Source organism: Thermoanaerobacterium thermosulfurigenes, from assembly GCF_051201035.1.
Taxonomy (GTDB): domain Bacteria; phylum Bacillota; class Thermoanaerobacteria; order Thermoanaerobacterales; family Thermoanaerobacteraceae; genus Thermoanaerobacterium; species Thermoanaerobacterium thermosulfurigenes.
On sequence record NZ_JBPODR010000008.1, the window covers coordinates 14,861 to 38,177 of the forward strand.

At 35.1% G+C, this 23,317-nt stretch carries 24 protein-coding genes and 1 other annotated feature (1 of these 25 only partly in view); of the genes, 16 read left to right on the plus strand and 8 right to left on the minus strand.

Annotation, left to right across the window (positions count from 1 at the left end):
* Positions 1-126: a binding site (T-box leader), on the minus strand (it extends 103 nt beyond the left edge of the window).
* 200 nt (positions 127-326) lie between these two features.
* Positions 327-761 carry a ferritin-like domain-containing protein gene (locus tag HNR52_RS04460; protein ID WP_013786839.1) on the plus strand — a complete coding sequence of 145 codons (435 nt, stop codon included), beginning with the start codon at positions 327-329 and terminating at the stop codon, positions 759-761.
* A gap of 28 nt (positions 762-789) precedes the next feature.
* Here HNR52_RS04460 and HNR52_RS04465 read toward each other — a convergent pair whose 3' ends face one another.
* From HNR52_RS04465 to gyrB, 3 genes are all read right to left on the minus strand, one after another.
* Complete coding sequence (locus HNR52_RS04465) at positions 790-1,236, minus strand: FMN-binding protein (RefSeq protein ID WP_013786838.1); 447 nt, start codon at positions 1,234-1,236, stop codon at positions 790-792.
* A 101-nt stretch (positions 1,237-1,337) separates the two neighbouring features.
* Positions 1,338-3,776, minus strand: coding sequence for a DNA gyrase subunit A (gene gyrA, locus HNR52_RS04470; RefSeq protein ID WP_435619800.1), 2,439 nt, complete (start codon positions 3,774-3,776; stop codon positions 1,338-1,340).
* Positions 3,777-3,789: 13 nt separating this feature from the next.
* Positions 3,790-5,691 carry a DNA topoisomerase (ATP-hydrolyzing) subunit B gene (gene gyrB / locus HNR52_RS04475; protein WP_435619801.1) on the minus strand — a complete coding sequence of 634 codons (1,902 nt, stop codon included), beginning with the start codon at positions 5,689-5,691 and terminating at the stop codon, positions 3,790-3,792.
* 190 nt (positions 5,692-5,881) lie between these two features.
* Between gyrB and HNR52_RS04480 the strand changes: the two genes are divergently transcribed.
* Together HNR52_RS04480 and HNR52_RS04485 are read left to right on the plus strand one after the other, a co-directional pair.
* Entirely contained in the window at positions 5,882-7,243 is a 1,362-nt protein-coding gene (locus tag HNR52_RS04480; protein ID WP_435619802.1) for a MurT ligase domain-containing protein, read from the plus strand.
* A complete protein-coding gene (locus tag HNR52_RS04485; RefSeq protein ID WP_013786834.1) occupies positions 7,240-7,974 on the plus strand; it encodes a type 1 glutamine amidotransferase in 735 nt (244 codons plus the stop codon). Before HNR52_RS04480 ends, HNR52_RS04485 begins: the two co-directional genes overlap by 4 nt.
* A gap of 18 nt (positions 7,975-7,992) precedes the next feature.
* Here the strand turns inward: HNR52_RS04485 and remB are convergent, their stop codons facing one another.
* The 5 genes from remB to dnaA all read right to left on the minus strand — a co-directional run bounded on the left by remB (position 7,993) and on the right by dnaA (position 12,276).
* Positions 7,993-8,247: an extracellular matrix regulator RemB gene (gene remB, locus HNR52_RS04490; RefSeq protein WP_013786833.1), complete on the minus strand. Its 255-nt coding sequence runs from the start codon at positions 8,245-8,247 to the stop codon at positions 7,993-7,995.
* A gap of 10 nt (positions 8,248-8,257) precedes the next feature.
* Positions 8,258-9,346 carry a DNA replication/repair protein RecF gene (gene recF, locus HNR52_RS04495; protein ID WP_013786832.1) on the minus strand — a complete coding sequence of 363 codons (1,089 nt, stop codon included), beginning with the start codon at positions 9,344-9,346 and terminating at the stop codon, positions 8,258-8,260.
* Between the two features lie 35 nt (positions 9,347-9,381).
* Positions 9,382-9,588 (minus strand): RNA-binding S4 domain-containing protein, encoded by a 207-nt coding sequence (locus HNR52_RS04500; protein WP_435619803.1) that lies wholly within the window; start codon positions 9,586-9,588, stop codon positions 9,382-9,384.
* A gap of 18 nt (positions 9,589-9,606) precedes the next feature.
* Positions 9,607-10,719, minus strand: a complete 1,113-nt coding sequence (gene dnaN, locus HNR52_RS04505; protein WP_013786830.1) for a DNA polymerase III subunit beta — start codon at positions 10,717-10,719, stop codon at positions 9,607-9,609.
* Positions 10,720-10,944: 225 nt separating this feature from the next.
* Positions 10,945-12,276: a chromosomal replication initiator protein DnaA gene (gene dnaA / locus HNR52_RS04510; RefSeq protein WP_013786829.1), complete on the minus strand. Its 1,332-nt coding sequence runs from the start codon at positions 12,274-12,276 to the stop codon at positions 10,945-10,947.
* 492 nt (positions 12,277-12,768) lie between these two features.
* Between dnaA and rpmH the strand changes: the two genes are divergently transcribed.
* The 13 genes from rpmH (at position 12,769) to hydE (ending at position 23,306) form a co-directional block, all read left to right on the plus strand.
* Positions 12,769-12,903: a 50S ribosomal protein L34 gene (rpmH, locus tag HNR52_RS04515; RefSeq protein ID WP_013789130.1), complete on the plus strand. Its 135-nt coding sequence runs from the start codon at positions 12,769-12,771 to the stop codon at positions 12,901-12,903.
* A 50-nt stretch (positions 12,904-12,953) separates the two neighbouring features.
* Positions 12,954-13,292, plus strand: a complete 339-nt coding sequence (rnpA, locus tag HNR52_RS04520) for a ribonuclease P protein component (RefSeq protein WP_041592279.1) — start codon at positions 12,954-12,956, stop codon at positions 13,290-13,292.
* Entirely contained in the window at positions 13,289-13,498 is a 210-nt protein-coding gene (gene yidD / locus HNR52_RS04525) for a membrane protein insertion efficiency factor YidD (RefSeq protein ID WP_013789128.1), read from the plus strand. Before rnpA ends, yidD begins: the two co-directional genes overlap by 4 nt.
* A 14-nt stretch (positions 13,499-13,512) precedes the next feature.
* On the plus strand, positions 13,513-14,169 hold the full coding sequence (locus HNR52_RS04530) for a YidC/Oxa1 family membrane protein insertase (RefSeq protein ID WP_013789127.1): 657 nt from the start codon (positions 13,513-13,515) through the stop codon (positions 14,167-14,169).
* Positions 14,135-14,755 carry an RNA-binding cell elongation regulator Jag/EloR gene (jag, locus tag HNR52_RS04535; protein ID WP_435619804.1) on the plus strand — a complete coding sequence of 207 codons (621 nt, stop codon included), beginning with the start codon at positions 14,135-14,137 and terminating at the stop codon, positions 14,753-14,755. The genes HNR52_RS04530 and jag overlap by 35 nt, the downstream gene beginning before the upstream one ends.
* Before the next feature lie 97 nt (positions 14,756-14,852).
* On the plus strand, positions 14,853-16,229 hold the full coding sequence (mnmE, locus tag HNR52_RS04540; RefSeq protein ID WP_435619805.1) for a tRNA uridine-5-carboxymethylaminomethyl(34) synthesis GTPase MnmE: 1,377 nt from the start codon (positions 14,853-14,855) through the stop codon (positions 16,227-16,229).
* Between the two features lie 8 nt (positions 16,230-16,237).
* Positions 16,238-18,109: a tRNA uridine-5-carboxymethylaminomethyl(34) synthesis enzyme MnmG gene (mnmG, locus tag HNR52_RS04545; protein WP_013789124.1), complete on the plus strand. Its 1,872-nt coding sequence runs from the start codon at positions 16,238-16,240 to the stop codon at positions 18,107-18,109.
* 4 nt (positions 18,110-18,113) lie between these two features.
* Positions 18,114-18,836, plus strand: coding sequence for a 16S rRNA (guanine(527)-N(7))-methyltransferase RsmG (gene rsmG / locus HNR52_RS04550; protein WP_435619806.1), 723 nt, complete (start codon positions 18,114-18,116; stop codon positions 18,834-18,836).
* A gap of 17 nt (positions 18,837-18,853) precedes the next feature.
* Positions 18,854-19,300, plus strand: coding sequence for an NUDIX domain-containing protein (locus HNR52_RS04555; RefSeq protein WP_435619807.1), 447 nt, complete (start codon positions 18,854-18,856; stop codon positions 19,298-19,300).
* A gap of 106 nt (positions 19,301-19,406) precedes the next feature.
* On the plus strand, positions 19,407-20,210 hold the full coding sequence (gene noc / locus HNR52_RS04560; protein ID WP_013789121.1) for a nucleoid occlusion protein: 804 nt from the start codon (positions 19,407-19,409) through the stop codon (positions 20,208-20,210).
* Positions 20,211-20,298: 88 nt separating this feature from the next.
* A complete protein-coding gene (locus HNR52_RS04565; protein ID WP_041592152.1) occupies positions 20,299-21,078 on the plus strand; it encodes a ParA family protein in 780 nt (259 codons plus the stop codon).
* Positions 21,071-21,910, plus strand: a complete 840-nt coding sequence (locus HNR52_RS04570; RefSeq protein ID WP_435619808.1) for a ParB/RepB/Spo0J family partition protein — start codon at positions 21,071-21,073, stop codon at positions 21,908-21,910. Before HNR52_RS04565 ends, HNR52_RS04570 begins: the two co-directional genes overlap by 8 nt.
* A gap of 97 nt (positions 21,911-22,007) precedes the next feature.
* Entirely contained in the window at positions 22,008-23,306 is a 1,299-nt protein-coding gene (hydE, locus tag HNR52_RS04575) for a [FeFe] hydrogenase H-cluster radical SAM maturase HydE (protein WP_435619809.1), read from the plus strand.
* Positions 23,307-23,317 lie beyond the last annotated feature (11 nt).

Sequence of the window (23,317 nt, forward strand, 5' to 3'; positions counted from 1 at the left end):
GTTAAGCCTACTAAAACTTCAACTTAACTACTCCGGAGCGATCTAATATATGTACTCGCACCGGTTTGCAGCAACCACCGGCTCTCTTTAGCTTATACATATACCCCTCTCCATCATCGCTTTTATTGAGATGAAATATCTTAAGGTGAAATTAATAGTTATTCTATCAGCATATTGAAAATAAGTCAACTTAATTTTTTGTAAATTCTTAATAAATCATCGTTTACATTTATTAAAAAATTTTAATTTTTTAAGCAAATAAATACTTTTTTTATCAGTATCATCATAGTATGAATCAACATATATTTTTAAAGAGGTGAATTTTAATGGTAAGCAAAAAAGAGCTTATATCAAACTTGAATACTGACTTAACCAAGGAATATGCCGCAATGGTGCAGTACATCCAGCATTCCAGCATGCTGCACGGTGCGGAATACGTGGAAGTCATCGACAAGATATTAGAACACGCAAAAGATGAACACGATCATGCGGTAATATTGACAGACATTATACAATACCTTGGTGGTATCCCCACAGTGGAAGTTTACCCAAGGCAAACTTCTCTTGACAATAGAGAAATGCTTTATCAAGATTTAAACTACGAGTACGACGCATTGAATGGATACAATCAAAGGATAGCTCAAGCGGAAAATTTAGGATTGTTTGACGTAGGACAAAAGCTCAGAAATATAGCTTTAGAAGAAGAAAATCACATAATAGACCTGGAAAAAGCATTAGGTATACTAAAAATAGATCCATGAAAAAGACCCTCCAAAATGGAGGGGTTTTTTATTTCTTAGCATCTTTCAATGCTTGATTTGCCAACTCTACAAACGTCTTTGATGATTCTGTAGCACCTGCCACAGTATCGACTTTTGACGTATCTTGGCTATCTACTAATTCTTGCTGAAGTTTTTCATCTACTTCTTTTGGCGTTATGTTGTTTTTAGCTTTCATCTTTGATGCGTAGTCGGCATCGTCTCTTTTGAACTTGCCGTTTTTATCTACTTCATTGTACACAACGCTTGAAATCTTGCCGTCTTTTACGGTGATCTCAATCTGTCCTTTGTATCCGTGTGCATCGAATGATGCTTGTTCTGCTTTGTAAGTACCGTCTTTGTACGCACCTGATGAGCCAGATGTATTTGAAGACGTATTGGAGCTATTTGAACCACAACCAACCAAGCTTACTGCAATAAATGCCGTAGTAAGCCCAATAGCCAATGATTTTTTCATGGTAACCTCTCCTTTAGAAAAATTTTTAACAATTTACCTCTATATATATATTCAACATCTATCTTAAAAATCCTTCTTTTGTTAAAATAAATTTTAACAATTTATTCCTCATCATTTGCTATCCTTGCAGTCGAAACAACTCTATCCCCTTCATCAAGCTTCATCAGCATCACACCTGTAGTATCCCTATGCATCTTTGATATATCAGCAATTTTTGTCCTTATAAGGATTCCATTGGCTGAGATTATCATAAGCTCATCTTTTTCACTTACAGACATTATAGAAACCAATTTTCCAGTTTTTTTCGTTATTTTTGCAGCTATTATTCCTTTTCCTGCCCTTGTCTGCGATCTGTATTCATTGGCATCGCTTCTTTTTCCATATCCATTTTCTGTAACAACTAATATGTCTTTATCTCTATCGACCAAATCCATCTCAACAACATAATCATCGTCTCTAAGTGTAACTGCTATTACACCTCTTGCCTGTCTGCCCATTGGCCTTAAATTGTCCTCATGGAACCTTATGCAAAAACCATTGGCTGTACCTATTATGATTTCCCTATCACCATCTGTAAGCATGACGTTTATAAGCTCATCTCCGTCGTCAAGCTTTATGGCTGTATTGCCACTTTTCTTTATCTTCGGGAAATCGTCGATTTCAGTCTTTTTGATTATTCCATTTTTCGTGCACATTACGACATACTTAGCATTGTGAGATTTCTTAATTGGTATCACAGCATTTACTTTTTCATCCTGATCTATCTGAATGAGGTTTATTATAGCTGTCCCCTTAGCTTGCCTTCCTGACTCAGGTATATCTATAGTCCTTAAGCTGTACACCTTACCTTTATTTGTGAAAAACAATAGCCTATCATGTGTCGTAGTCGTAAATACATTTTCCACAAAATCGTCTTCCCTTGTAGATATGCCAGATATGCCCTTTCCACCACGCTTCTGTGCTTTATAAGCATCAAGAGGCATTCTCTTTATGTAACCAAAGTGCGTCATGGTTACAACAGCGTCTTCCAATTGAACCAAATCTTCAATGTCAACTTCGTCTTCTTTTGCCACAATGTGAGTTCTTCTGCCTGATGAATATTTATCTTTTACATCTTTAAGCTCTTTCTTTATTATGTCCAACACCTTTTTTTCATCTGACAGTATGCTTTTTAGCTCTTTTATTTTTTGGTAAAGATCGTTTAATTCATCTTCTATCTTCTGTCTTTCTAATCCTGTAAGGCGTCCTAGCCTCATATCAACGATAGCCTGTGCTTGCCTATCACTAAGCCCAAACTTGTCCATCAAATTATTCTTCGCTATAGGCTCTGTTTTGGAGCTTCGTATAACATTTATGACTTCATCAATATGGTCAAGGGCAATCTTCAAGCCTTCTAAAATATGTGCCCTTTCTTCAGCCTTTTGAAGGTCAAACTTAGTCCTTCTCGTAATGACATCCACCTGATGATCCACGTACTTCTCAATAATCTGGTTTAACGAAAGTATCTTTGGAGCTCCATCTACAAGGGCCAACATGATAGCTCCAAACGTCTGCTGCATCTGTGTATGCATGTACAATTTATTCAAGACGACCTTTGGATTTACATCTCTCTTTAATTCGATGACAATTCTCATGCCGTTTCTATCCGATTCATCTCTTAAATCAGAGATGCCTTCTATATGCTTGTCCCTTACAAGCTCTGCTATCTTTTCAACCAACTTTGATTTTATAACCATATAAGGCAATTCTGTTACGACTATGCGATTCCTGCCATTGTGCTCCTCTATCTCTGCCTTAGCTCTTACTATTATCTTCCCTCTGCCTGTCTCGTACGTTTCTCTGATGCCATCTTTTCCAACTATAAGACCACCCGTAGGAAAGTCAGGGCCCTTTATATACCTCATAAGCTCATCTGTAGCAATATACGGATTATCTATATACGCAATTATGCCGTCTATCACTTCGCCTAAATTGTGAGGAGGAATATTAGTAGCCATTCCAACGGCTATTCCTTGTGATCCATTTACCAATAAGTTTGGAAATCTTGATGGAAGAACTACAGGTTCTTTGTAGTTTTCATCAAAGTTTGGCACAAAGTCTACAGTCTCTTTATTTATGTCAGTAAGCATTTCCAAGGCTATCTTTGATAACCTTGCTTCTGTATACCTCATGGCAGCAGCCGGATCACCGTCGATGCTTCCAAAATTACCATGCCCGTCAACCAATGTCTCTCTCATAGAAAAATCCTGCGCCATCCTAACCATAGCGTCGTAAACTGCCACATCGCCGTGTGGATGGTATTTCCCTAATACTTCTCCTACGACAGTTACGCTTTTCTTGTAAGGCTTGTCAGGCGTAAGACCAAGGCCATTCATTGCATAGAGAATTCTCCTGTGAACAGGCTTTAATCCATCTCTTACATCAGGCAAGGCCCTGCTTACGATGACGCTCATGGCGTAATCTATAAAAGATTTTTTCATCTCATCTTCTACATCTACTGGTATTACTCTCAATTCTTCATTATTTGTGTTATCGCTCACTTAAATCACCTGCCTATATATCAAGATTTCTAACGGTTTTAGCGTATTTTTCTATAAATTCACGCCTTGGCTCTACTTTGTCGCCCATCAAAATAGTAAATATTTCATCAGCTGCAATAGCATCATCAAGGCTTACTTTCAGCATAGTCCTTTTCTCAGGATCCATCGTAGTATCCCAAAGCTGCTCCGCATCCATTTCTCCTAAACCTTTGTACCTCTGTACATTGTAATTTTCTCTTCCGATTTCTTTTAAAATATTGTCAAGCTCTTTATCGGAATAAGCGTAGTATACCTTTTTATTTTTCTCTATCTTATAAAGTGGTGGCTGTGCAATATATATATTTCCATTTTCTATCAAAGGCCTCATAAACCTGTAGAAAAATGTAAGAAGCAATGTCCTTATGTGGCTTCCGTCAACATCGGCATCTGTCATTATAACGACTTTATGGTATCTAAGCTTTGAGATGTCAAAATCGCTACCAATTCCAGTGCCTAATGCTGTTATCATCGCTTTTATCTCATCACTTGATAAAATTCTATCAAGCCTTGCCTTTTCTACATTCAAAATCTTACCTCTAAGAGGAAGTATAGCTTGATATTTGCTATCTCTCCCCATTTTTGCAGAACCGCCTGCAGAATCACCCTCAACAAGGTAAAGTTCGCATTTAGATGCATCCTTTTCTGAACAATCTGCTAATTTACCTGGAAGTGAAGTAGATTCCAGCGCTGACTTCCTTCTTGTAAGCTCTCTGGCTTTTCTGGCTGCTTCTCTTGCTCTTGCAGCAGATGTAGCCTTTTCAAGAATGACTTTTGACAGTGAAGGGTTTTCCTCCATGAAAGCCGTCAGCTTTTCCGTCACGACAGAATCGACTATTGAACGCATCTCGGAATTACCTAATTTCGTCTTCGTCTGTCCTTCAAACTGCGGATTCATGAGTTTCACGCTTATAATCGCCGTAAGCCCTTCCCTTACATCTTCCCCTTGCAAATTTTTGTCGTTTTCCTTTATGATGTTAAACTTTCTTGCGTAGTCATTAATGACTTTTGTCAATGCTGTTTTAAAGCCTATTAAATGTGTGCCGCCTTCTCTTGTATCGATATTGTTTGCAAAGCTAAATATGTTCTCCGTATAGCTGTCATTGTACTGCATCGCCACTTCAACTTCGTACGTATCGCTTTTGCTTTCCATGTAAATAGGCTCTGGATGCAACACTTCTTTATTTCTGTTTAGATACTTTACAAACTCAACTATGCCACCTTCATAGTGAAAAACATCTTCTTTTCCATCTCTCTCATCAACAAGCCTTATTTTTACGCCTTTATTCAAAAACGACAATTCCCTTAGCCTCTGTGAAAGCACGTCATAATCATACTCTAACGTCTCAAATATTTCCCCATCTGGAGAAAATGTTATTGTCGTACCGGTTTCATCTGTCTCACCGATTACTGTAAGATCTGTCTTTGGAACCCCTCTTTCATACTTTTGCTGATACACTTTTCCATTTTGCTTGACGATAACTTCAAGATTTTTTGATAAAGCATTTACTACTGATAGTCCTACACCGTGAAGACCACCAGAAACTTTATAAACGTCATTGTTAAACTTACCACCTGCATGTAGCACAGTCAGCGCAACTTCAACACCTGATTTACCTGTTTGCGGATGTATGTCTGTCGGTATTCCCCTACCATCATCTATTACAGATACAGAATTATCTTTGTGAATAATGACATCTATATTTTTGCAGTACCCTGCCAATGCCTCATCAATGCTATTGTCTACTATCTCATACACAAGATGGTGAAGTCCCCTGCTGCTGGTGCTTCCTATGTACATGCCAGGACGCTTCCTTACAGCCTCAAGACCCTCTAATATTTGAATTTGACTTGCACCATATGTTTCATCATTTGTCATATACATACCTCCGTACTAAATTCCAATAGTTTTATTGTATCATTTTTTTGTTTTTTATACAAGGAAGCGAATTTAAGCAGATTTTTTTGCATTTTTACTTCTAAAAGGAAATTTTTTATTTTATAAAAAGACTATTTTATAATATACTTAAATATGTAGATATGATGTTCATTTTCAAGGTGGTGTTATATTGGATCTTCTCGGTATCTTAGTAGGAAAATTTGTAATACTTGGTTGTAAATTAACTGGAAAAAACGGTACATCATTGCCAGGAAAATTAGCTTTAAAGGTAGATTCTGATATCATAAAGAACATCGTAAAAGATGTAAAAAATGAAAAGATAGTTGTGACGGGAACAAATGGAAAGACTACTACATCAGGACTTATAGCGGAGATTTTAAGGTCGTCTGGCAAGAAAGTAGTTCATAACAGAGAAGGAGCAAACATGTTAAGTGGAATTGCCACTGTGCTTATAAAAAACAGCGACATCTTTGGCAATATAAGTTGCGATACTGGCGTGTTTGAAGTTGACGAAGCGAATATGCCTCTTGTCTTAAATGACATCAATCCAAAGGTAGTCGTTGTGACGAATTTTTTTAGAGATCAGCTTGACAGATACGGTGAATTAGACACGACAATCAAAAAAGTCAAGGAATCTTTAAGTAAACTTCCTAAAGATTCAATGCTTCTTTTAAACGCAGATGAGCCTTTTACAGCTTCTTTAGGCGATGACCTTAACATAAATGTTTTTTACTACGGCATCTTAGATAAGTTAAACTACGGTTACAGCCTATCACCGGCATTTGAACAAAAATATTGTCCAGTTTGCGGTGGAAAATACGTCTACAAGGATGTTTTTTACGGTCAGCTTGGCGACTACTACTGTCCTAAATGTGGAAAATCACGTCCAAAATTGGATTTCGGTGCACTTGACATAAAACTTACAGAAGATGGAATATCATTTAAATTAAAATACAAAGACAAATTGATAAACGTAAAAAGCCATCTTACAGGTGCATACAACATTTATAACGTCATGGCATCTGTAGCAACAAATGTACTTTTAGGTATTTCATTCTCAGATATACAAACGGGACTTAACAACTACACGCCTATTGCAGGTAGACTTCAAAAGACTTATTTAAAAGGCAAAAAAACCATAATAAATCTCATTAAAAATCCAATAGGCTTTGACAGCACTTTAAATATGTTAAGAGAAATCAATAAACCTTTAAACTTATTAATTGCCATAAACGATAATTACGCTGACGGTAGAGATGTATCTTGGCTTTGGGATGTAGACATCGAAAACTTTGTATCACATACAAAAATAAACCATGTTGTAACATCGGGGTTAAGGGCAGAAGATATGGCCTTAAGGCTTAAATACGCCGGAATAGATCAAAAGAAGATAAAAATCATAAAACCAATAGATGAAGCAATGGACTACATTCCAACCATAACAGATGAAGAATTGATAGCTGTACTTCCTAACTACACATCATTGCATGAAGTAAATAACTACTTAAAATCAAGAGGTGTAAAACAATGAAACTCGTAATAGGCCATATGTACCCGGAACTACTGAATCTTTATGGAGATAGAGGAAACATAATAACACTTAAAAGAAGATGTGAGTGGAGAGGAATTGAAACCGAAATAAAAGCTATAACAGTGGATACCAATACAAATTTCAAAGACATCGACATACTGTTCTTAGGCGGCGGCTCTGACAGAGAACAAAAAATCGTCAGCGATGATCTGACATTAAAGAGAGCAAATAATTTAAAGTCTGCCATTGAAGATGGATTGACGCTTCTCAGCATATGTGGCGGATATCAACTGCTTGGCATGTACTATTTATCTTCGGACGGAAACAAATTGCCTGGCATAGGTGCACTTGAAATATACACGGTAGCAGGAAACAAAAGGATGATTGACAACATAATAATAGAATCATATATCGATGGCAAGACATTTAAGATGGTAGGATTTGAAAATCACTCCGGAAAGACATTTTTACAGAATAACGTAAAGCCTTTAGGAAAGGTCATATATGGAAATGGCAATAATGGAGAAGACGGCATGGAAGGTGCAATATACAAAAACACATTTGGAACGTACCTTCACGGTCCAGTTCTGCCTAAAAATCCAGAGTTTACAGATATATTGATAAAAAAAGCTCTGGAAAGAAAATACGGCAATTGCACTCTAATGCCTTTAGATGACTCCTTCGAACATCTAACACAAGATGCGATCGTTAATAGATTTGTAAAAAAATAGAGGTTTTACCTCTATTTTTTATTCACTGTATTTTAAGGCCCTTTTTATAATGGTGTAGGACGATATGGGAGATATGTAAATTATGCTTTTTTTATTTCTCTCTGTTATTACAAAAGACTTTATGTTGTCATCTGATATTTTTACAATAAATCCTTCTTCTTCAGCAATCCTTAAAAATTCACTGGTATCTTTTGAAGATTTAACATCTATATTAAAAACTGCAATTATTTCATCGTCTGGCACCACTACATTCCCACCTAAATGAACGTACATAATTTCCTCCTTAATCAGATATAATTAAACCATCAGAAATCAAAAAATATTTATCACCTTTTACGTCTTTTTTTTCTGTATGTGTTATAAAAGTCTGACATCCCTCAACTTTATTTAAGATATATTTTCTCCTATTTTCATCTAACTCTGACATAACATCATCAAGCAAAAGTATAGGATTTTCACCATTTTCTGATCTTATTACTTCGTATTCTGCCAATTTAAGACATAGAGCAATAGTTCGCTGCTGACCTTGTGAAGCGAAAATTCTTGAATCATGGCCATTTATAAATATTTTCACATCATCTCTGTGAGGCCCGTACTTCGTATCGCCGTATTTTATATCAACATCCCTGTTTAATATCAACTTATTTAAAAGTAAATCTTTGATAGACTTAATGTCATCAATTTTGTCTGTAACATTATTCCAATATATCAAATCAACTTTTTCACATGAAATATCTTGAACAATTTTTTTTACTATTAAGTCAAGATTATTGATGTACTGTCTTCTGTACATAATAATTTTCGAACCAAAAAATGAAAGCTGTTCATCCATAATGTCCAAAAGTCTTGCACTTTCTTTTTTAAATTTTACATCCTTTAAAACCTTGTTTCTGTTTGCTAAAACTTTGTTGTACTGTATTATGTCGTAAAGGTAGTTTCTCTTGATCATTGAAATAGATGCATCCATGTATCGCCTTCTTAATGAAGGACTGCCTTTTACGATATTTAGGTCATCTGGAGAAAAAATCGTAGTAAGTATAACGCCGATTAACTCCGAAATATTCTTTATCTTATTGTTATTTACCTTAAAAAACCTGTTTTGATTTAACTTATACCCTGTCTCAACTGTTACTTCTTCGCCATCTACGTCGAAAACACCTTTTATATAATAATAATCTACATCAAAACAAACCATGTCCCTATTTTTACTATTTCTAAAGGATTTTCCAATGCTTAATAACCTTATGCATTCTAAAAGATTGCTTTTTCCTTGCGCGTTTGAACCGTATATTACATTTGTACCAGCAGAAAATATAACCTTTTGATGCTTTAAATTCTTAAAATTGTCAACAATAAGCTCTTTTAGATACATTCATTCCTTTTCCTTTCGTACAGCAAAACTGTACTTTATTTAATCACAAACTGTTTTTCATCTACGATTACCGTATCACCTTTGCGCAATTTTTTCCCTCTTTTAAGCTCAATATTTCCATTTACCTTTACAAGACCTTTTAATATCATTTGTTTACCTTTACCACCAGTTTCCGCTATACCTACGTACTTTAAAAACTGGTCAAGTGTAATGTATTCAGTGTTTATTTTTACCTCTTCCATCATACCAAACCCTCTCGATTAATCATTTAATTTTACAGGCAACACCATGTACAAGTAGTCATCATCTTCTATAGGTGTTATTATCATGGGGTTTATGCTGTTTATCATGCTAATCTTTATTTTTTTAGAATCGATGACTCTAAGAGCTTCTAAAAGGTACCTGGAGTTAAAAGCTATTTCAATCAGATTACCTTCAATTTCTATATTAAGCCTTTCTGACATCTTTCCCTTTTCAGAGTTTGATGATATCACAAGTTCTCTTTCATTAAAAGTAAATTTAATCAAATTACTTTTATTTGAAGCCAACAATGACGCTCTATCTATAGCACCTATTAAATCATCTTTATCTATAATGACTACAGACTTAAAATCCTTAGGTATTACTGTCTTATAATTCATATAATTCCCATCTAAAAGTTTCGATATAACTTTTGTATCGTTAAATTCAAATAAAATCTGATTACCTGTAAAAGATATAGATACCTCATCATCACTATCTTCCATAACCCTTAAAAGCTCATTAGCTGTAGTACCTGGTATGACAACGCTAAAATCATCCAAATTTTTTGATAAAGGATCTTCTGAAACGTATTTTTTTATGGACATTCGGTATCCATCAAGTGCTACCATATTTATCGTATTTTTGCTTACTTCCATAAGTATACCTGTCAAAATCGGCCTAGCCATATCTTGAGCAACACTGAATGAGGTCATTTTTATCATTTCTTTTAGAATCTTCTGATTTAACGAAAAAGTCACATCTTTTATTACATCCGGAATATCAGGGAATTCATCAGAAGAATTTCCTGATATAGAAAATTCAGTTAAACCACACTTTATATATACCATATTGCTTTCATCAGATTCAAAAAAAACCGTATCATCTGGAAGCTTTCTTACAAGATCTGAGAAAACTTTAGATGAAACAACTATGCTTCCATCTTCAATGATAAATGCCTCAATACTACATTGAATTCCTATTTCCATGTCTGTAGTATACATTACTATCTTGTTGTTTTCTGATTTTAAAAGAATACCTTGGAGAATAGGGAGGGTGGTACGGGGGGTTACCCCTTTTATAACTTTATTTACAGCATTTAATAATGAAATTTTATCACAAGAAAATTTCATAAAAAATTTCGCTCCTTTTAAGCATATTTAAAAAAAATAAAAATATAAATAAATAATAATAGTAGTAGTAATAATAGAGCTTGTTAATATGTTAAAAACTCTTAATTTAGTTAATATACCATATTTTTATGTTGTTGATAACTTATTATTATTTTTGAAAAGATATTGACAATATCAACAAGCCCAAAAAATTTATGTTATCAACAGTTTATCAACGTTGATATGTTAAAAACCTTTTATTCTCTTTTTAAGTTCTTCAATTTGCTTATTTAAAGATTCATCTTCCTTTATGTCGTTTGAGATTTTGTCGTACGCATGAATAACTGTAGTGTGATCTTTGCCAAATTCTTCACCTATCTTAGGCAATGACAAGTCTGTCATTTCACGGGCTAAGTACATGGCAATTTGCCTTGGGAAAGCTATTGTCTTAGTCCTCTTTTTTGATATAAAATCTTCGTAGTTTATGTTGTAGTATTTGCATACCTCTTCTTGTATTAGCTTAACTGTTATCTTTCTAACTTTGTTTGATATTATGTCCTTCAAAGCATCTTTTGCAAGATCAAGGTCTATGTTCGCCTTTGTAAGTGAGGAAAAAGCTACGATTCTTATTAAAGCACCTTCTAATTCTCTTATATTTGAAGGTATTTTTTCAGCAATGTATACTAGCACATCGTCAGGAATATTTAGGTTTTCGTTTTGCGCTTTTTTCTTTAGTATTGCTATCCTCGTTTCGAAATCTGGTGGCTGTATATCTGCTATAAGGCCCCATTCAAACCGCGATCTAAGCCTGTCTTCCAGCGTTGGTATTTCTTTAGGAGGTCTATCGCTGGAAACTATTATCTGTTTATTGGCTTCGTACAGTGTATTAAAAGTATGGAAAAATTCCTCCTGCGTCCTCTCTTTTTTAGCTATAAATTGTATGTCGTCTATTAAAAGTATGTCCATGCTTCTGTATTTATTCCTAAATTCTTCATTTTTGTCGTCTTTTATAGAGTTAACCAGCTCGTTTGTAAATGTCTCTGATGTAACGTACATTATCTTTGTGTTGCTGTTGTGCTCCAGCACAAAATGACCTATAGCATGCATTAAGTGGGTTTTGCCTAGGCCAACACCTCCGTATATAAACAGTGGATTGTACGCTCTTGCGGGTGATTGTGCTACAGCTAAACATGCGGCGTGTGCTAATTTATTGCTATTTCCTACAACAAATGTATCAAAAGTGTACTTTGGATTTAACATATTAGAAACAGTCTTGTCCTTTTCGCTTTTAAATTGGACGGTTTCTTTTATTTTCTTGTATTCTTCTTCATCCTCGGATACTATCTTTATTTCAATTTTTTTATTTGTTATCGATTTTGCTGCATCGTATATTACATTTAAGTACCGTCCATTTATTATGTTTTTTGTAAATACATTTACCGCTGATAGCACAAGTATGTCATCTAATAGTGCCACAGGTTTTAAATGAACAAGCCATGTGGTATAGCTGGTGGTTGTCAATTCGCTTTTTAATTTTTCAAATATTGCATCCCAAAGTGAGTAACAATCGTCATACATTTTGTGACCTCCTACAAATATAAACAAGCTGTTGATAAAAAATAATTTATATGTGTTTATATCGGCAAGTTGTTAATAAATTTTGTTAAAAAGACAAAAAAATATTAACAATGTAACATTGTTTTTTTAAGATATAAAAATGCTGTTGATAAAATTTTATTTGATAAAAATATATTAAAAAAGGCTTAAAAAACCTAATTATAAAATTAATGAATAAAAAATAAATCAAAATAATAACAAGTTATTCACAGATTTATACACAACCTGTGAATAACTAAATATACATACTGATAAATTTTAAAACTTATTAACAACTTCGATTATATGATACCAAAATATTAACACATTATCAATAAAAAAATAAAAATTATTAACAGCTATTGAATAAAACTTTTTAATATGTTAATAACATTAGTGGATTAATTTATTGACATGCACATAAATAAACGATATAATCTTATTAGCATTTTTATGGTTTTAGGAGGTGTAGTAGTGTTACGTACACATCAGCCAAAAGTAAGGCATAGAAAAAAGGAACATGGATTTAGAAAAAGGATGTCTACGAAAGATGGTCGTGATGTTTTAAGAAGAAGAAGGAGAAAAGGTAGACATAGGTTGACAGCATAAGGAAGGCCTTAATGGGCCTTTTTTGCAATCGGAGGTTTATAATATATGATATGATAAAGATAAAACGCAGTAGAGATTTTAAGAATGTTTATAGGCATGGGAAATCTATTTCTAATCAATACATCGTCATGTATTTTTTAGAGAATGGTTTGGATGTCAATAGAGTCGGTTTTTCTATCAGTAAAAAAATAGGTAAGAGTGTAGTTAGAAATCGCTACAAGAGGTTGTTGTATGAAAATTTCAGGTTGTTAGATGGAGATTTAAAAAAAGGATACGACATTATTTTTATTGCCAGAAATAAAATTGTAGAGTCAGATTTTTATACGTTAGGAAATGCTATGAGAAGGCTTCTTAAAAAATCTTCTCTTTATATGGTGAATGATAAATGAAATACATTTTTATATATTTAATAAAGTTTTACCAAAAATTCATATCTCCCATGAAGCCAAAATCCTGTAGGTTTTACCCTACGTGTTCTCAATACGCTATTGACGCTATTATGAAGTATGGCATTTTGAAGGGTGGAATGATGGCTCTGTGGAGGATATTGAGGTGTAATCCGTTTAATCCGGGTGGATACGATCCTGTAAAATAGCTAGGAGGTTTAAAATGGCATCAATTGGTATGTACCTTGGCCAATTATTGAAATTTATATACGATTTTGTTGGAAATTATGGTGTTGCTATAATCATATTTACGATTCTCATAAGGGTTATTCTTTTACCTTTTTATGTCCAACAGATGGGAACAATGAGAAAGATGAAAGAAATTAGCCCTTTAGTTGAAGAGATCAAGAAAAAGTACGCAAAAGATCCCCAAAAGATGAATGAAGAGATGATGAAACTATATAAAGAAAAGAACGTAAATCCTATGAGTGGTTGTTTGCCGATGTTGCTTCCTCTTATAATACTTTGGCCGCTTTTTGCCATGCTTAGAAGTTATCCTGCGTTTAGCACGGCTTCATTTTTATGGCTTAAGAGTTTAGCTGAAAAAGATCCTTATTTTATATTGCCGATATTGTCGGGTGTTACTACGTATATTTCCTCTGCGATGATTCAGACAGACAATAATCAGAAGTCAATGAATCTAATTATGTCTGCTTTTATGATTTGGATAACTGTTTCTCTACCTGCTGGTGTAGGAATATACTGGGTTACCAGCAATATCTTTCAGATAGTGCAGCAGTACATCTTTTTAAGACCTACCGAACCAATGAAGGGAGAGTCTTCAAATGAGGGAAATAATAAAAACAGGAAAGACAGTTGATGAGGCTTTAAATGCTGGACTTTCAGAGTTAGGTATAACGAGGGATTTGGTAGATGTAGAAGTAATAGACGAAGGCAGTAAAGGATTTCTGGGCTTATTAGGTAAACAGGCAATAGTGAAGATAATAGTCAAAGATGTCTTCAAGGAAAATATCAAAAGGTTTTTAGATGGCTTGATAAATTTTATGGGCATAGATGTTGCATACGATATTAGCGAAAAGGATAATACAATATTGGTGAATTTAAAGGGAAAAGGTGTTGGACTGCTGATAGGGTACAGAGGGGAGACGTTAGATTCACTGCAGTACCTTGTATCTTTGGTGGCAAATAAAAACAATGTAGAAGGTATACACAAAAAGGTTTTATTGGATGCGGAAAATTATCGTGAAAAAAGAGAGAAGATACTTATAAATTTGGCAAACAAGATTGCCAGGAAGGTAAAGCAGGAACATAGAAGCATTACATTAGAACCTATGAATGCCAACGAAAGGAGAATAATTCATCTGGCTTTGCAAGATGATCCTGATATAGAGACATTCAGCGAAGGCGATGAACCAAATAGGAGAGTGACAATATCTTTGAAGTAATGGATACCCAAAAGGGTATTTTTTCTTTTACCTTATTGTAAAATAACAATTGGTGTTATATTATCATACTAAAGATTTGAAAGTTTGGTGGTTTATTATGATAGATGATACAATTGCTGCAATTTCAACTCCAATAGGTGAAGGTGGTATTTCCATCATAAGGATAAGCGGCAACGATGCTGTAAAGATAGCTTCTTCAATTTTTAAAGCAAAAAGAAATATAGATTTAAACAGTGTAAAGAGTCATACGGTTCATTACGGGTTTATATACGATAGGAAAAATGACGAGATATACGATGAAGTTTTGGTAAATGTCATGAAGAGTCCACATACTTACACTAAAGAAGATGTGGTAGAGATAAACTGCCATGGTGGTTATATTCCTGCTAAAAGAATTTTGGAACTTGTACTCAGAAATGGCGCAAGGCTTGCCGAACCTGGTGAATTTACAAAAAGGGCTTTTTTAAACGGAAGATTGGATATATCACAGGCGGAAGCTGTCATAGACATAATTAGATCTAAGACAGACCTTTCTAATAAATACGCTTTGATGCAGCTAAAAGGCAGTGTCAAGGACAAAATCACAAAGATAAAAAATGATCTTGTGGCGCTTATTGCACATATATTTGCACTTATGGATTTTCCTGAAGAAGATGTGGAGCTATTTAATGATGATGAACTTATAGATGGTATTAATAAATCAATCAGAGATATTGATGAGATACTTAAAACATCTGAAAAAGGTAGAATCATAAGGGAAGGGCTTAACACAGCAATAATTGGGAAGCCTAATGTGGGTAAATCGTCGCTTTTAAACGCATTGTTAAATGAAAACAGAGCAATTGTGACAGATATACCAGGTACAACACGAGACATCATCGAAGAACATTTAAGCATAAAAGGCATACCTATAAATCTTATAGATACAGCAGGCATAAGGCAGACTGATGAGATCGTGGAGAGAATCGGCGTTGAAAGAAGCAGGGAAGCTATAGATAAGGCTGATTTGATAATGTTTATCTTTGATAGTTCACGCCCTTTGGAGAAAGATGACTATGATATACTTAAACTAATAGAGAATAAGAAAGTCTTGTACATTTTAAATAAGATCGATTTGCCTTCTGCAATTGACATCGATGAAGTCGATAAATTATCAGGTGGAAAATATGTGAAACTGTCATCTTTCACAAAGGAAGGATTAGATATATTAGAAAATACTGTATACAACATAGTTATGGTTGATGGTTTATCGCACGATGAGTTTTTGCTGACAAACATGAGACACAAGGATGCTTTAATTAAAGCGAAAGAAAATTTGCTGTCGTGCCTTAGAACGATAGAAAGTGGTCTTACGGAGGATTTTGTATCGATTGACTTAAATGCTGCAATAGATCATTTGGGTTTGATAACTGGTGAAACTGCAAATGAGGATTTAATTAATGAAATATTTGAGAGATTTTGTGTTGGAAAGTAGGTGTAAGGATGGTATACGATGCAGGTGTATATGACGTAGCTGTAATAGGTTTAGGCCATGCTGGATGTGAGGCAGCTTTAGCCACTGCAAGACTTGGCTTAAAGACAGTCGCTTTTGCTATAAATTTAGATTCTATTGCTTTGATGCCGTGTAATCCTTCGATAGGAGGTCCGGCTAAGACTAATCTTGTGAGGGAGATTGATGCACTCGGTGGCCAGATGGCCATAAATACCGATTTAACATTGATACAACAGAGGACTTTGAATACTAGCAAAGGCCCTGCTGTAAGGGCTTTAAGGGCACAGTCGGATAAAAAAAGGTATCAATTTAATATGAAGTACACGCTGGAGAAACAGGAGAATTTAGACATAAAACAGGCAGAAGTTGTAGATATAGAAGTGGAAGATGGACAAGTTAAAAGTGTTATTACAAAGACAGGTGCAAGGTATCTTTGCAGATCTTGTATTGTTACGACTGGCACATATTTAAGAGGTAGGATAATCATCGGCGATGTAAGTTACAGCGGTGGACCTAATGGATTGTTTCCAGCTAATGAGCTTTCTAAATCCTTTGAAAGGCTTAACATAAGATTGATGAGGTTTAAGACAGGTACGCCAGCGAGAGTCGACAAAAAATCTATAAATTTTGATGCCATGGAGATACAACCTGGTGATGATAAGGTAACGCCTTTTTCATACATGCACGATGAGATAAATGTTGAGCAAATCCCATGCTGGCTTACATATACAAACACGAAGACGCATGAAGTTATAATGAAAAACATAGACAGATCTCCTCTTTACAGTGGTGAAATTAAAGGTGTTGGGCCAAGGTATTGTCCATCTATTGAGGACAAAGTCGTTAAGTTTCCTGACAAGTTGAGACATCAGCTTTTTATAGAGCCAGAAGGAAGAGATACAAATGAGATGTATGTTCAAGGCATGTCATCAAGTATGCCTGAAGATGTCCAGATAGAATTTTTAAGGACAATTAAAGGATTGGAAAATGTCAAGGTAATGAGGCCGGGATATGCCATTGAGTACGACTGTATAGATCCTACTCAGTTGAAACAGTCTTTAGAATTAAAGACTATTTCAGGACTATTTTTTGCAGGTCAAGTAAACGGCACGTCAGGATATGAGGAAGCTGCTGCACAAGGACTTATGGCTGGTATAAATGCTGCTATGAAGCATTACGGCAGAGAGCCATTTATTTTGGATAGATCTGAAGCATATATAGGCGTACTGATCGATGATCTTGTAACTAAAGGAACAAATGAGCCATACAGGATGTTGACATCAAGGGCGGAGTACAGACTTATTTTACGGCAGGACAATGCCGATTTCCGCTTAACTGAGAAAGGAAGGCAGATAGGATTAGTCGATGATGAGAGATATAATAGATTTTTAATGAAGAAAGATCAGTATGAGAAAGAGATGGAAAGATTGAAAAACACCATGATAGTCCCTAGTCATGATGTAAATGAGTATTTAAAGTCAAAAGGAAGTTCACCTATCGTCACAGGGATGACTATGTACGATTTGCTAAAAAGGCCTGAGATAGATTATGTTTCGTCGAAAGTGATTGATTCGGATAGACCTGATGACATTAGAGATGATGTAGCTTTTCAGATTGATATAAACATAAAGTATGAAGGATATATAAGGAAACAAATGGAGCAGGTAGAGAAGTTTAAAGCTTTGGAAAATAAAAAGATTCCATCATGGATAAATTATGATGACATAAAAGGTATAAGCATTGAGGCAAGGCAGAAATTAAAAAGCATCATGCCTACATCTGTCGGTCAAGCATCGAGGATTTCTGGTGTTTCGCCAGCAGATATATCTGTCATCTTAATTTATTTGCAGTCAAGGAGATAGGTATATGAATAGAGAATATATTGATATACTTGTAAATGGTGCTAATGATTTAGGGATAGAACTCAATATGTTCCATGTGGAACAATTCTTAAAATACAGTGATCTTCTTTTAGAGTGGAATGAGAAAATGAATTTAACGGCCATTACAGGAGAAAGGGAAATCATCATTAAGCACTTTTTAGACAGTTTAACTGCATCAAAGTGTAAAATAATAAAGGGTCATGAAAAAATAATCGATGTGGGCGCAGGTGCTGGTTTTCCATCAGTGCCTCTTAAAATTCTTTATCCATCTTTAAAGCTTACTATAGTAGATTCTTTAAAGAAGAGAACAGTGTTTTTAGATGAATTGGTGAGCTATCTTAATTTAAAAGATGTAGAAATTATACACGGAAGAGCAGAAGACTTAGGCAAAGATAGCGGTTTGCGGGAGAAATACGACATTTCTCTATCAAGAGCTGTTGCACAGCTAAATGTGCTAGTAGAGTATTGCATACCTTTTACAAAAGTTGATGGATATTTGATAGCGTATAAAGGGTCTAATACAGATGAAGAAATAGCTACATCGCAAAATGCTTTAAATGTTTTAAGGTGTCAGATAGAAAATGTCATTGATGTTACATTGCCTTACACCGACATTCACCATAAACTTGTTTTAATAAAAAAGCTGGATGCTACTGACAGTAAATACCCGAGAAAGCCAAAATTGATTGAAAAGTCACCACTTTAAAGAAAGGGTAATGATTTATGAGTGATTTTAGGGCTTGTCTGTTAGTTTCAAGAGGTGTTATCATTAAAGACGACAAAGTTCTTCTTGTGAAACACCAGACGGAAGATGAGGTAGGCTGGGTTTTTCCAGGAGGCCGTGTAGAGGAAAATGAGTCCCTTGTAGATGCATTGGTGAGAGAATGCAAAGAAGAAACAGGGTACGATGTTGTAGCTGATAGTGTGTGTTATCTTGAAGAATACCTTATTTACTACGCTACATACTTTAAGTGCAGAATTGTAGGTGGTGATTTGAAGTTAGGCTCTGATCCTGATATGCCTAAAGAGCACCAGGTGATCAAAGATGTAAAATGGATTGACGTATCACAATTTGATAGTTTAGACATATATCCAGAAGGGCTTAAAAAGATGATCGTAGATGGAAGTATTAAGGATCAAAACATAGAACTGCCAGAAATATACAGATAAAAATTAATAAAAATATTAAGGATAATAATGGAATTATAGGAGGAATTTTGATATTATTGTAGAATATATATAATATAATCTATTGTTTTACGAAGAGGTGTTTTTTATGGTGTCGATAAAACAGCAGGAAATAAAATACTTGCCGATAGACCTTATTAGACCAAATCCATATCAGCCTCGCAAAATCTTTGACACTGCTAATCTGCAAGAGCTTTGCGATTCTATAAAAGCTTATGGAGTGATACAGCCAATAAGTGTGAGAGTCGTAAATGGCAATTCGTATGAGCTTATATCTGGAGAAAGACGGCTAAGAGCATCAAAGCTGGCAGGTCTTACGACGATTCCTGCTATAGTTTTTGAGGCGTACGATGAAGATTCTGCAGTAATCGCATTAATAGAAAATTTGCAAAGAAAAGACTTGAATTTTTTAGAAGAAGCTGAAGGGTACTACAATTTGATAAATGACCACAATCTTACACAGGAAAAACTGGCCATTATGCTGGGGAAAAGCCAGTCTACCATTGCCAATAAGTTAAGGCTTTTAAAGCTTAGCGATAATATAAAGGCTAAATTGATAGAGCACAATTTGACTGAACGGCATGCAAGGGCTCTTTTAAGGCTTCCAGATGAGGAAATGCAAAATAAAGTCATCGACATAATCATAAAGAAAAAGTGCAATGTTAAAGAAACAGAGAAAATTGTACAAGACATGATAAACAAAATAACGATGGAAGAAGATAAAAAGCAAGAAAAAAAGAAGATGATGAGGTTTTACAAAGACATAAGAATTTTTGTAAATACAATAAAGCAAGCCATTACAATAATGAAAAATTCAGGTGTCGATGCTGAATACACCGAACTTAACGAAGATGACTACATTGAATTTAAGATAAGAATTCCTAAGAAGTAATTTTTAATCACCCCGTACAATTATTTAACTTTTGTTCCACATGGAACAATGCTATAATAAAAATATGATAAAATTGCGGGGTGATAAATTGGGCAAAGTAATAGCTGTGGCAAATCAAAAAGGTGGCGTTGGCAAGACTACGACAACTATAAATCTTGGCTATTCTTTATCTGCTACTGGCAAGAAGGTGCTGTGCGTTGATATGGATCCACAAAGCAATATGACCAGCGGATTTGGAATAGATAGTTCATCTATTAAATGCACTACGTATAATATTTTAATTGAAGGAAAAGACATAAGAGAAGCATACATAGAGTTAGAAGATATGAGTGGAATTACCATTGTGCCTTCCAGCATACAGTTAGCAGGTGCAGAGATAGAGCTGGTGCCGATGCTGTCGAGGGAATTTAGGCTTAAAAATTCCATAAATGAAATAAAAAAAGAATTTGACTACATTATAATCGATTGTCCTCCATCTTTGGGACTCTTGACAATAAATGCATTGACGGCATCGGATTCTGTTTTGGTTCCGATACAATGTGAATACTACGCGTTGGAAGGATTAACACAATTAATGAACACTATAAATTTGATAAAGAAAAACATAAACCACGATTTAGAAATTGAAGGTGTGGTTTTGACCATGTTTAACGCCAGGACAAACCTATCGATACAGGTTGTTGACGAGGTTAAAAAGTATTTTAAGGGAAAAGTGTACGGCACCATAATACCAAGGAACATAAGGTTAGGTGAAGCGCCAAGCTTTGGAAAGCCTATTTCTCTTTATGATCCACATTCAAAAGGTGCTGAAGCATATGAGGAATTGGCGAAGGAATTAATTGAAAGGAACGGTGAGGCAGGTGAATAACAAAAGAGGGCTTGGTAGAGGTTTACAAGCTCTTATACCGGAGATAGATGAAGAAAGCGCAAAAGGCGTCGAATACATCAAAATCTCAGATATTGAGCCAAATCAATTTCAGCCGAGGAAACATTTTGATGATGAATCGTTAAAAGAGTTATCCGATTCCATAAAAGAACACGGAATTATACAGCCTATAATAGTCAGGAGGAACGATTTTGGGTATCAGATTGTGGCTGGTGAGAGAAGGTGGAGGGCGGCAAAGTTAGCGGGGCTCAAAGAAGTACCTGCTATAGTGAAAGATTTTGATGATCAAAAAGTGATGGAAATAGCCCTTATAGAAAACCTTCAGAGGGAAGACTTAAATCCAATTGATGAAGCAAAGGCTTATAAATCTCTGATGGAGCAATTCAACCTGACACAGGAAGAAATATCAAAGAGGGTGGGGAAAAGCAGGTCGTCAATTGCCAATAGCATAAGGCTCCTAAACTTGGATGAAGAAGTTCAAAATATGTTGATGGAAGGCAAAATAACGACGGGACATGCAAAAGTCATATTAGCCTTGCAGGACGCTGAAAAGCAAAACATGATAGCTAAGAAAATAGTGGACAAGAACCTAAATGTGAGAGATACTGAAAACCTCATAAAAGAAGTCACATCGTCCAAGAAGAAAAAACGAAAAGAAAGCGATGCGTATATAAAAGAGATAGAGGATAATTTTTGTAGATTTTTTGGTACAAAGGTTAAAATTATCCATGGTAAAAACAAGGGAAAAATACTAATAGAATACTACAGTGAAGAAGATCTGTCGAGACTTACTGAACTTATAATAGATAGGTAATCTTAATGCATTTGTAAAAACAAATGCATTTTTCTATTGTAACAAAGGCTAAATAAATATAAAATATAGGTATATGAATAAATTTAAGGTGATATAGATGGAATATTGTATAATAATCTGCAATTCAACGCAGCACATGCTTAATGCAGATAAGATATTAAAGGAAAATAGCATCAAGACAGAATTAATACCAGCTCCGGCGGAGTACGGTTCTGTTTGCAGTACCGCAATTAAAATTGATGCATATAATGTAGATGTAGCAGAAAAGCTCATAAAAAGCAATTCTGTATCAGTAAAAGGTATATATCCTTATAAAATTAGGAAGTTAGATGGCTTATTAGAAAGAATAAATAAAGGATTAAATGGGGATATAAAAGCTGTCTTGGAAAAAGTAGAAAAAGGCATAGAGCTTACAGAAGATGATATAGTTTTGCTGCTTAGCGCTGATGGCGATGAGAACTTAAGTTCCATATACAGAGCCGCCGATGAGATGAGGAAGGCGGTTGTAGGTGATGTAGTCGACATAAGGGCTGCAATAGAGTTTTCTAACATCTGTAAGAAAAATTGTCTATACTGCGGGTTAAGGAGAGACAATTCAACTGTTGACAGGTATAGGATGGATGTAAAGGAGATAGTTGAAACTGCAAAAGAACTAAAGCAGATGGGGATAAAGACGGTTATTCTTCAATCGGGAGAAGATCTATGGTATACAGAGGATAAAATAATAGAGATAATAAGAAAAATCAAGAAAGAGACTAACATGCGGATAACATTAAGCATAGGTGAAAGGACTGAAGAAGAGTACGAGCATTTTATGGAAGCTGGTGCAAACAACTTCTTGCTTAAAATAGAGACTACAAACAGGGAGATATTTAAAAATATACATCCTGATGATGATTTTGACTATCGCGTAAGATGTAGCCAATGGCTTAGGAAAAACGGATATATAAATGGCAATGGAAATATAATAGGTCTGCCCGGTCAGACAGAAAGAGACATTGCAAGAGATATACTTTTCTTTAAAGAGATGGGCATTCACATGGTGGGCATTGGTCCTTTCGTGCCTGCTGCAGGTACGCCTTTAGAAACGTATCCGCATGGAAGCGTCGATATGACCCTTAAAACTGTTGCTGTTACAAGACTTGTACTAAAAAATGTCTTTATTCCAGCAACGACTGCATTGGCCACTGTTGACAAAGAAGCCCAAGTAAAGGCTTTGATGGCTGGCGCAAATACTATCATGCTTATATCTACCCCTTCAAAGTACAGGAACAGGTACAGGATTTACAGCAATAAAAACATGGTGGATCTTAAGACGGCATACATGGCTATTGTAAAAGCCGGCAGAAAATTGCCTCCTTATATAAATAAAGAGTATATAAAAGAGATAGTATAGAAAAGTCGATA

Excerpts from the sequence above, each read along its gene's own strand:
- mnmG (WP_013789124.1), top strand. The coding sequence starts at position 16,238 with ATGGTATACGATGCAGGTGTATATGACGTAGCTGTAATAGGTTTAGGC.
- HNR52_RS04500 (WP_435619803.1), bottom strand. The coding sequence starts at position 9,588 with ATGGAAGAGGTAAAAATAAACACTGAATACATTACACTTGACCAGTTT.
- hydE (WP_435619809.1), top strand. The coding sequence starts at position 22,008 with ATGGAATATTGTATAATAATCTGCAATTCAACGCAGCACATGCTTAAT.
- HNR52_RS04530 (WP_013789127.1), top strand. The coding sequence starts at position 13,513 with ATGGCATCAATTGGTATGTACCTTGGCCAATTATTGAAATTTATATAC.
- rnpA (WP_041592279.1), top strand. The coding sequence starts at position 12,954 with ATGATAAAGATAAAACGCAGTAGAGATTTTAAGAATGTTTATAGGCAT.
- HNR52_RS04465 (WP_013786838.1), bottom strand. The coding sequence starts at position 1,236 with ATGAAAAAATCATTGGCTATTGGGCTTACTACGGCATTTATTGCAGTA.
- gyrB (WP_435619801.1), bottom strand. The coding sequence starts at position 5,691 with ATGACAAATGATGAAACATATGGTGCAAGTCAAATTCAAATATTAGAG.
- HNR52_RS04555 (WP_435619807.1), top strand. The coding sequence starts at position 18,854 with ATGAGTGATTTTAGGGCTTGTCTGTTAGTTTCAAGAGGTGTTATCATT.
- mnmE (WP_435619805.1), top strand. The coding sequence starts at position 14,853 with ATGATAGATGATACAATTGCTGCAATTTCAACTCCAATAGGTGAAGGT.
- noc (WP_013789121.1), top strand. The coding sequence starts at position 19,407 with ATGGTGTCGATAAAACAGCAGGAAATAAAATACTTGCCGATAGACCTT.
- dnaA (WP_013786829.1), bottom strand. The coding sequence starts at position 12,276 with ATGTATGACGATTGTTACTCACTTTGGGATGCAATATTTGAAAAATTA.
- recF (WP_013786832.1), bottom strand. The coding sequence starts at position 9,346 with ATGTATCTAAAAGAGCTTATTGTTGACAATTTTAAGAATTTAAAGCAT.
- HNR52_RS04460 (WP_013786839.1), top strand. The coding sequence starts at position 327 with ATGGTAAGCAAAAAAGAGCTTATATCAAACTTGAATACTGACTTAACC.
- remB (WP_013786833.1), bottom strand. The coding sequence starts at position 8,247 with ATGTACGTTCATTTAGGTGGGAATGTAGTGGTGCCAGACGATGAAATA.
- HNR52_RS04485 (WP_013786834.1), top strand. The coding sequence starts at position 7,240 with ATGAAACTCGTAATAGGCCATATGTACCCGGAACTACTGAATCTTTAT.
- yidD (WP_013789128.1), top strand. The coding sequence starts at position 13,289 with ATGAAATACATTTTTATATATTTAATAAAGTTTTACCAAAAATTCATA.
- dnaN (WP_013786830.1), bottom strand. The coding sequence starts at position 10,719 with ATGAAATTTTCTTGTGATAAAATTTCATTATTAAATGCTGTAAATAAA.
- rsmG (WP_435619806.1), top strand. The coding sequence starts at position 18,114 with ATGAATAGAGAATATATTGATATACTTGTAAATGGTGCTAATGATTTA.
- jag (WP_435619804.1), top strand. The coding sequence starts at position 14,135 with ATGAGGGAAATAATAAAAACAGGAAAGACAGTTGATGAGGCTTTAAAT.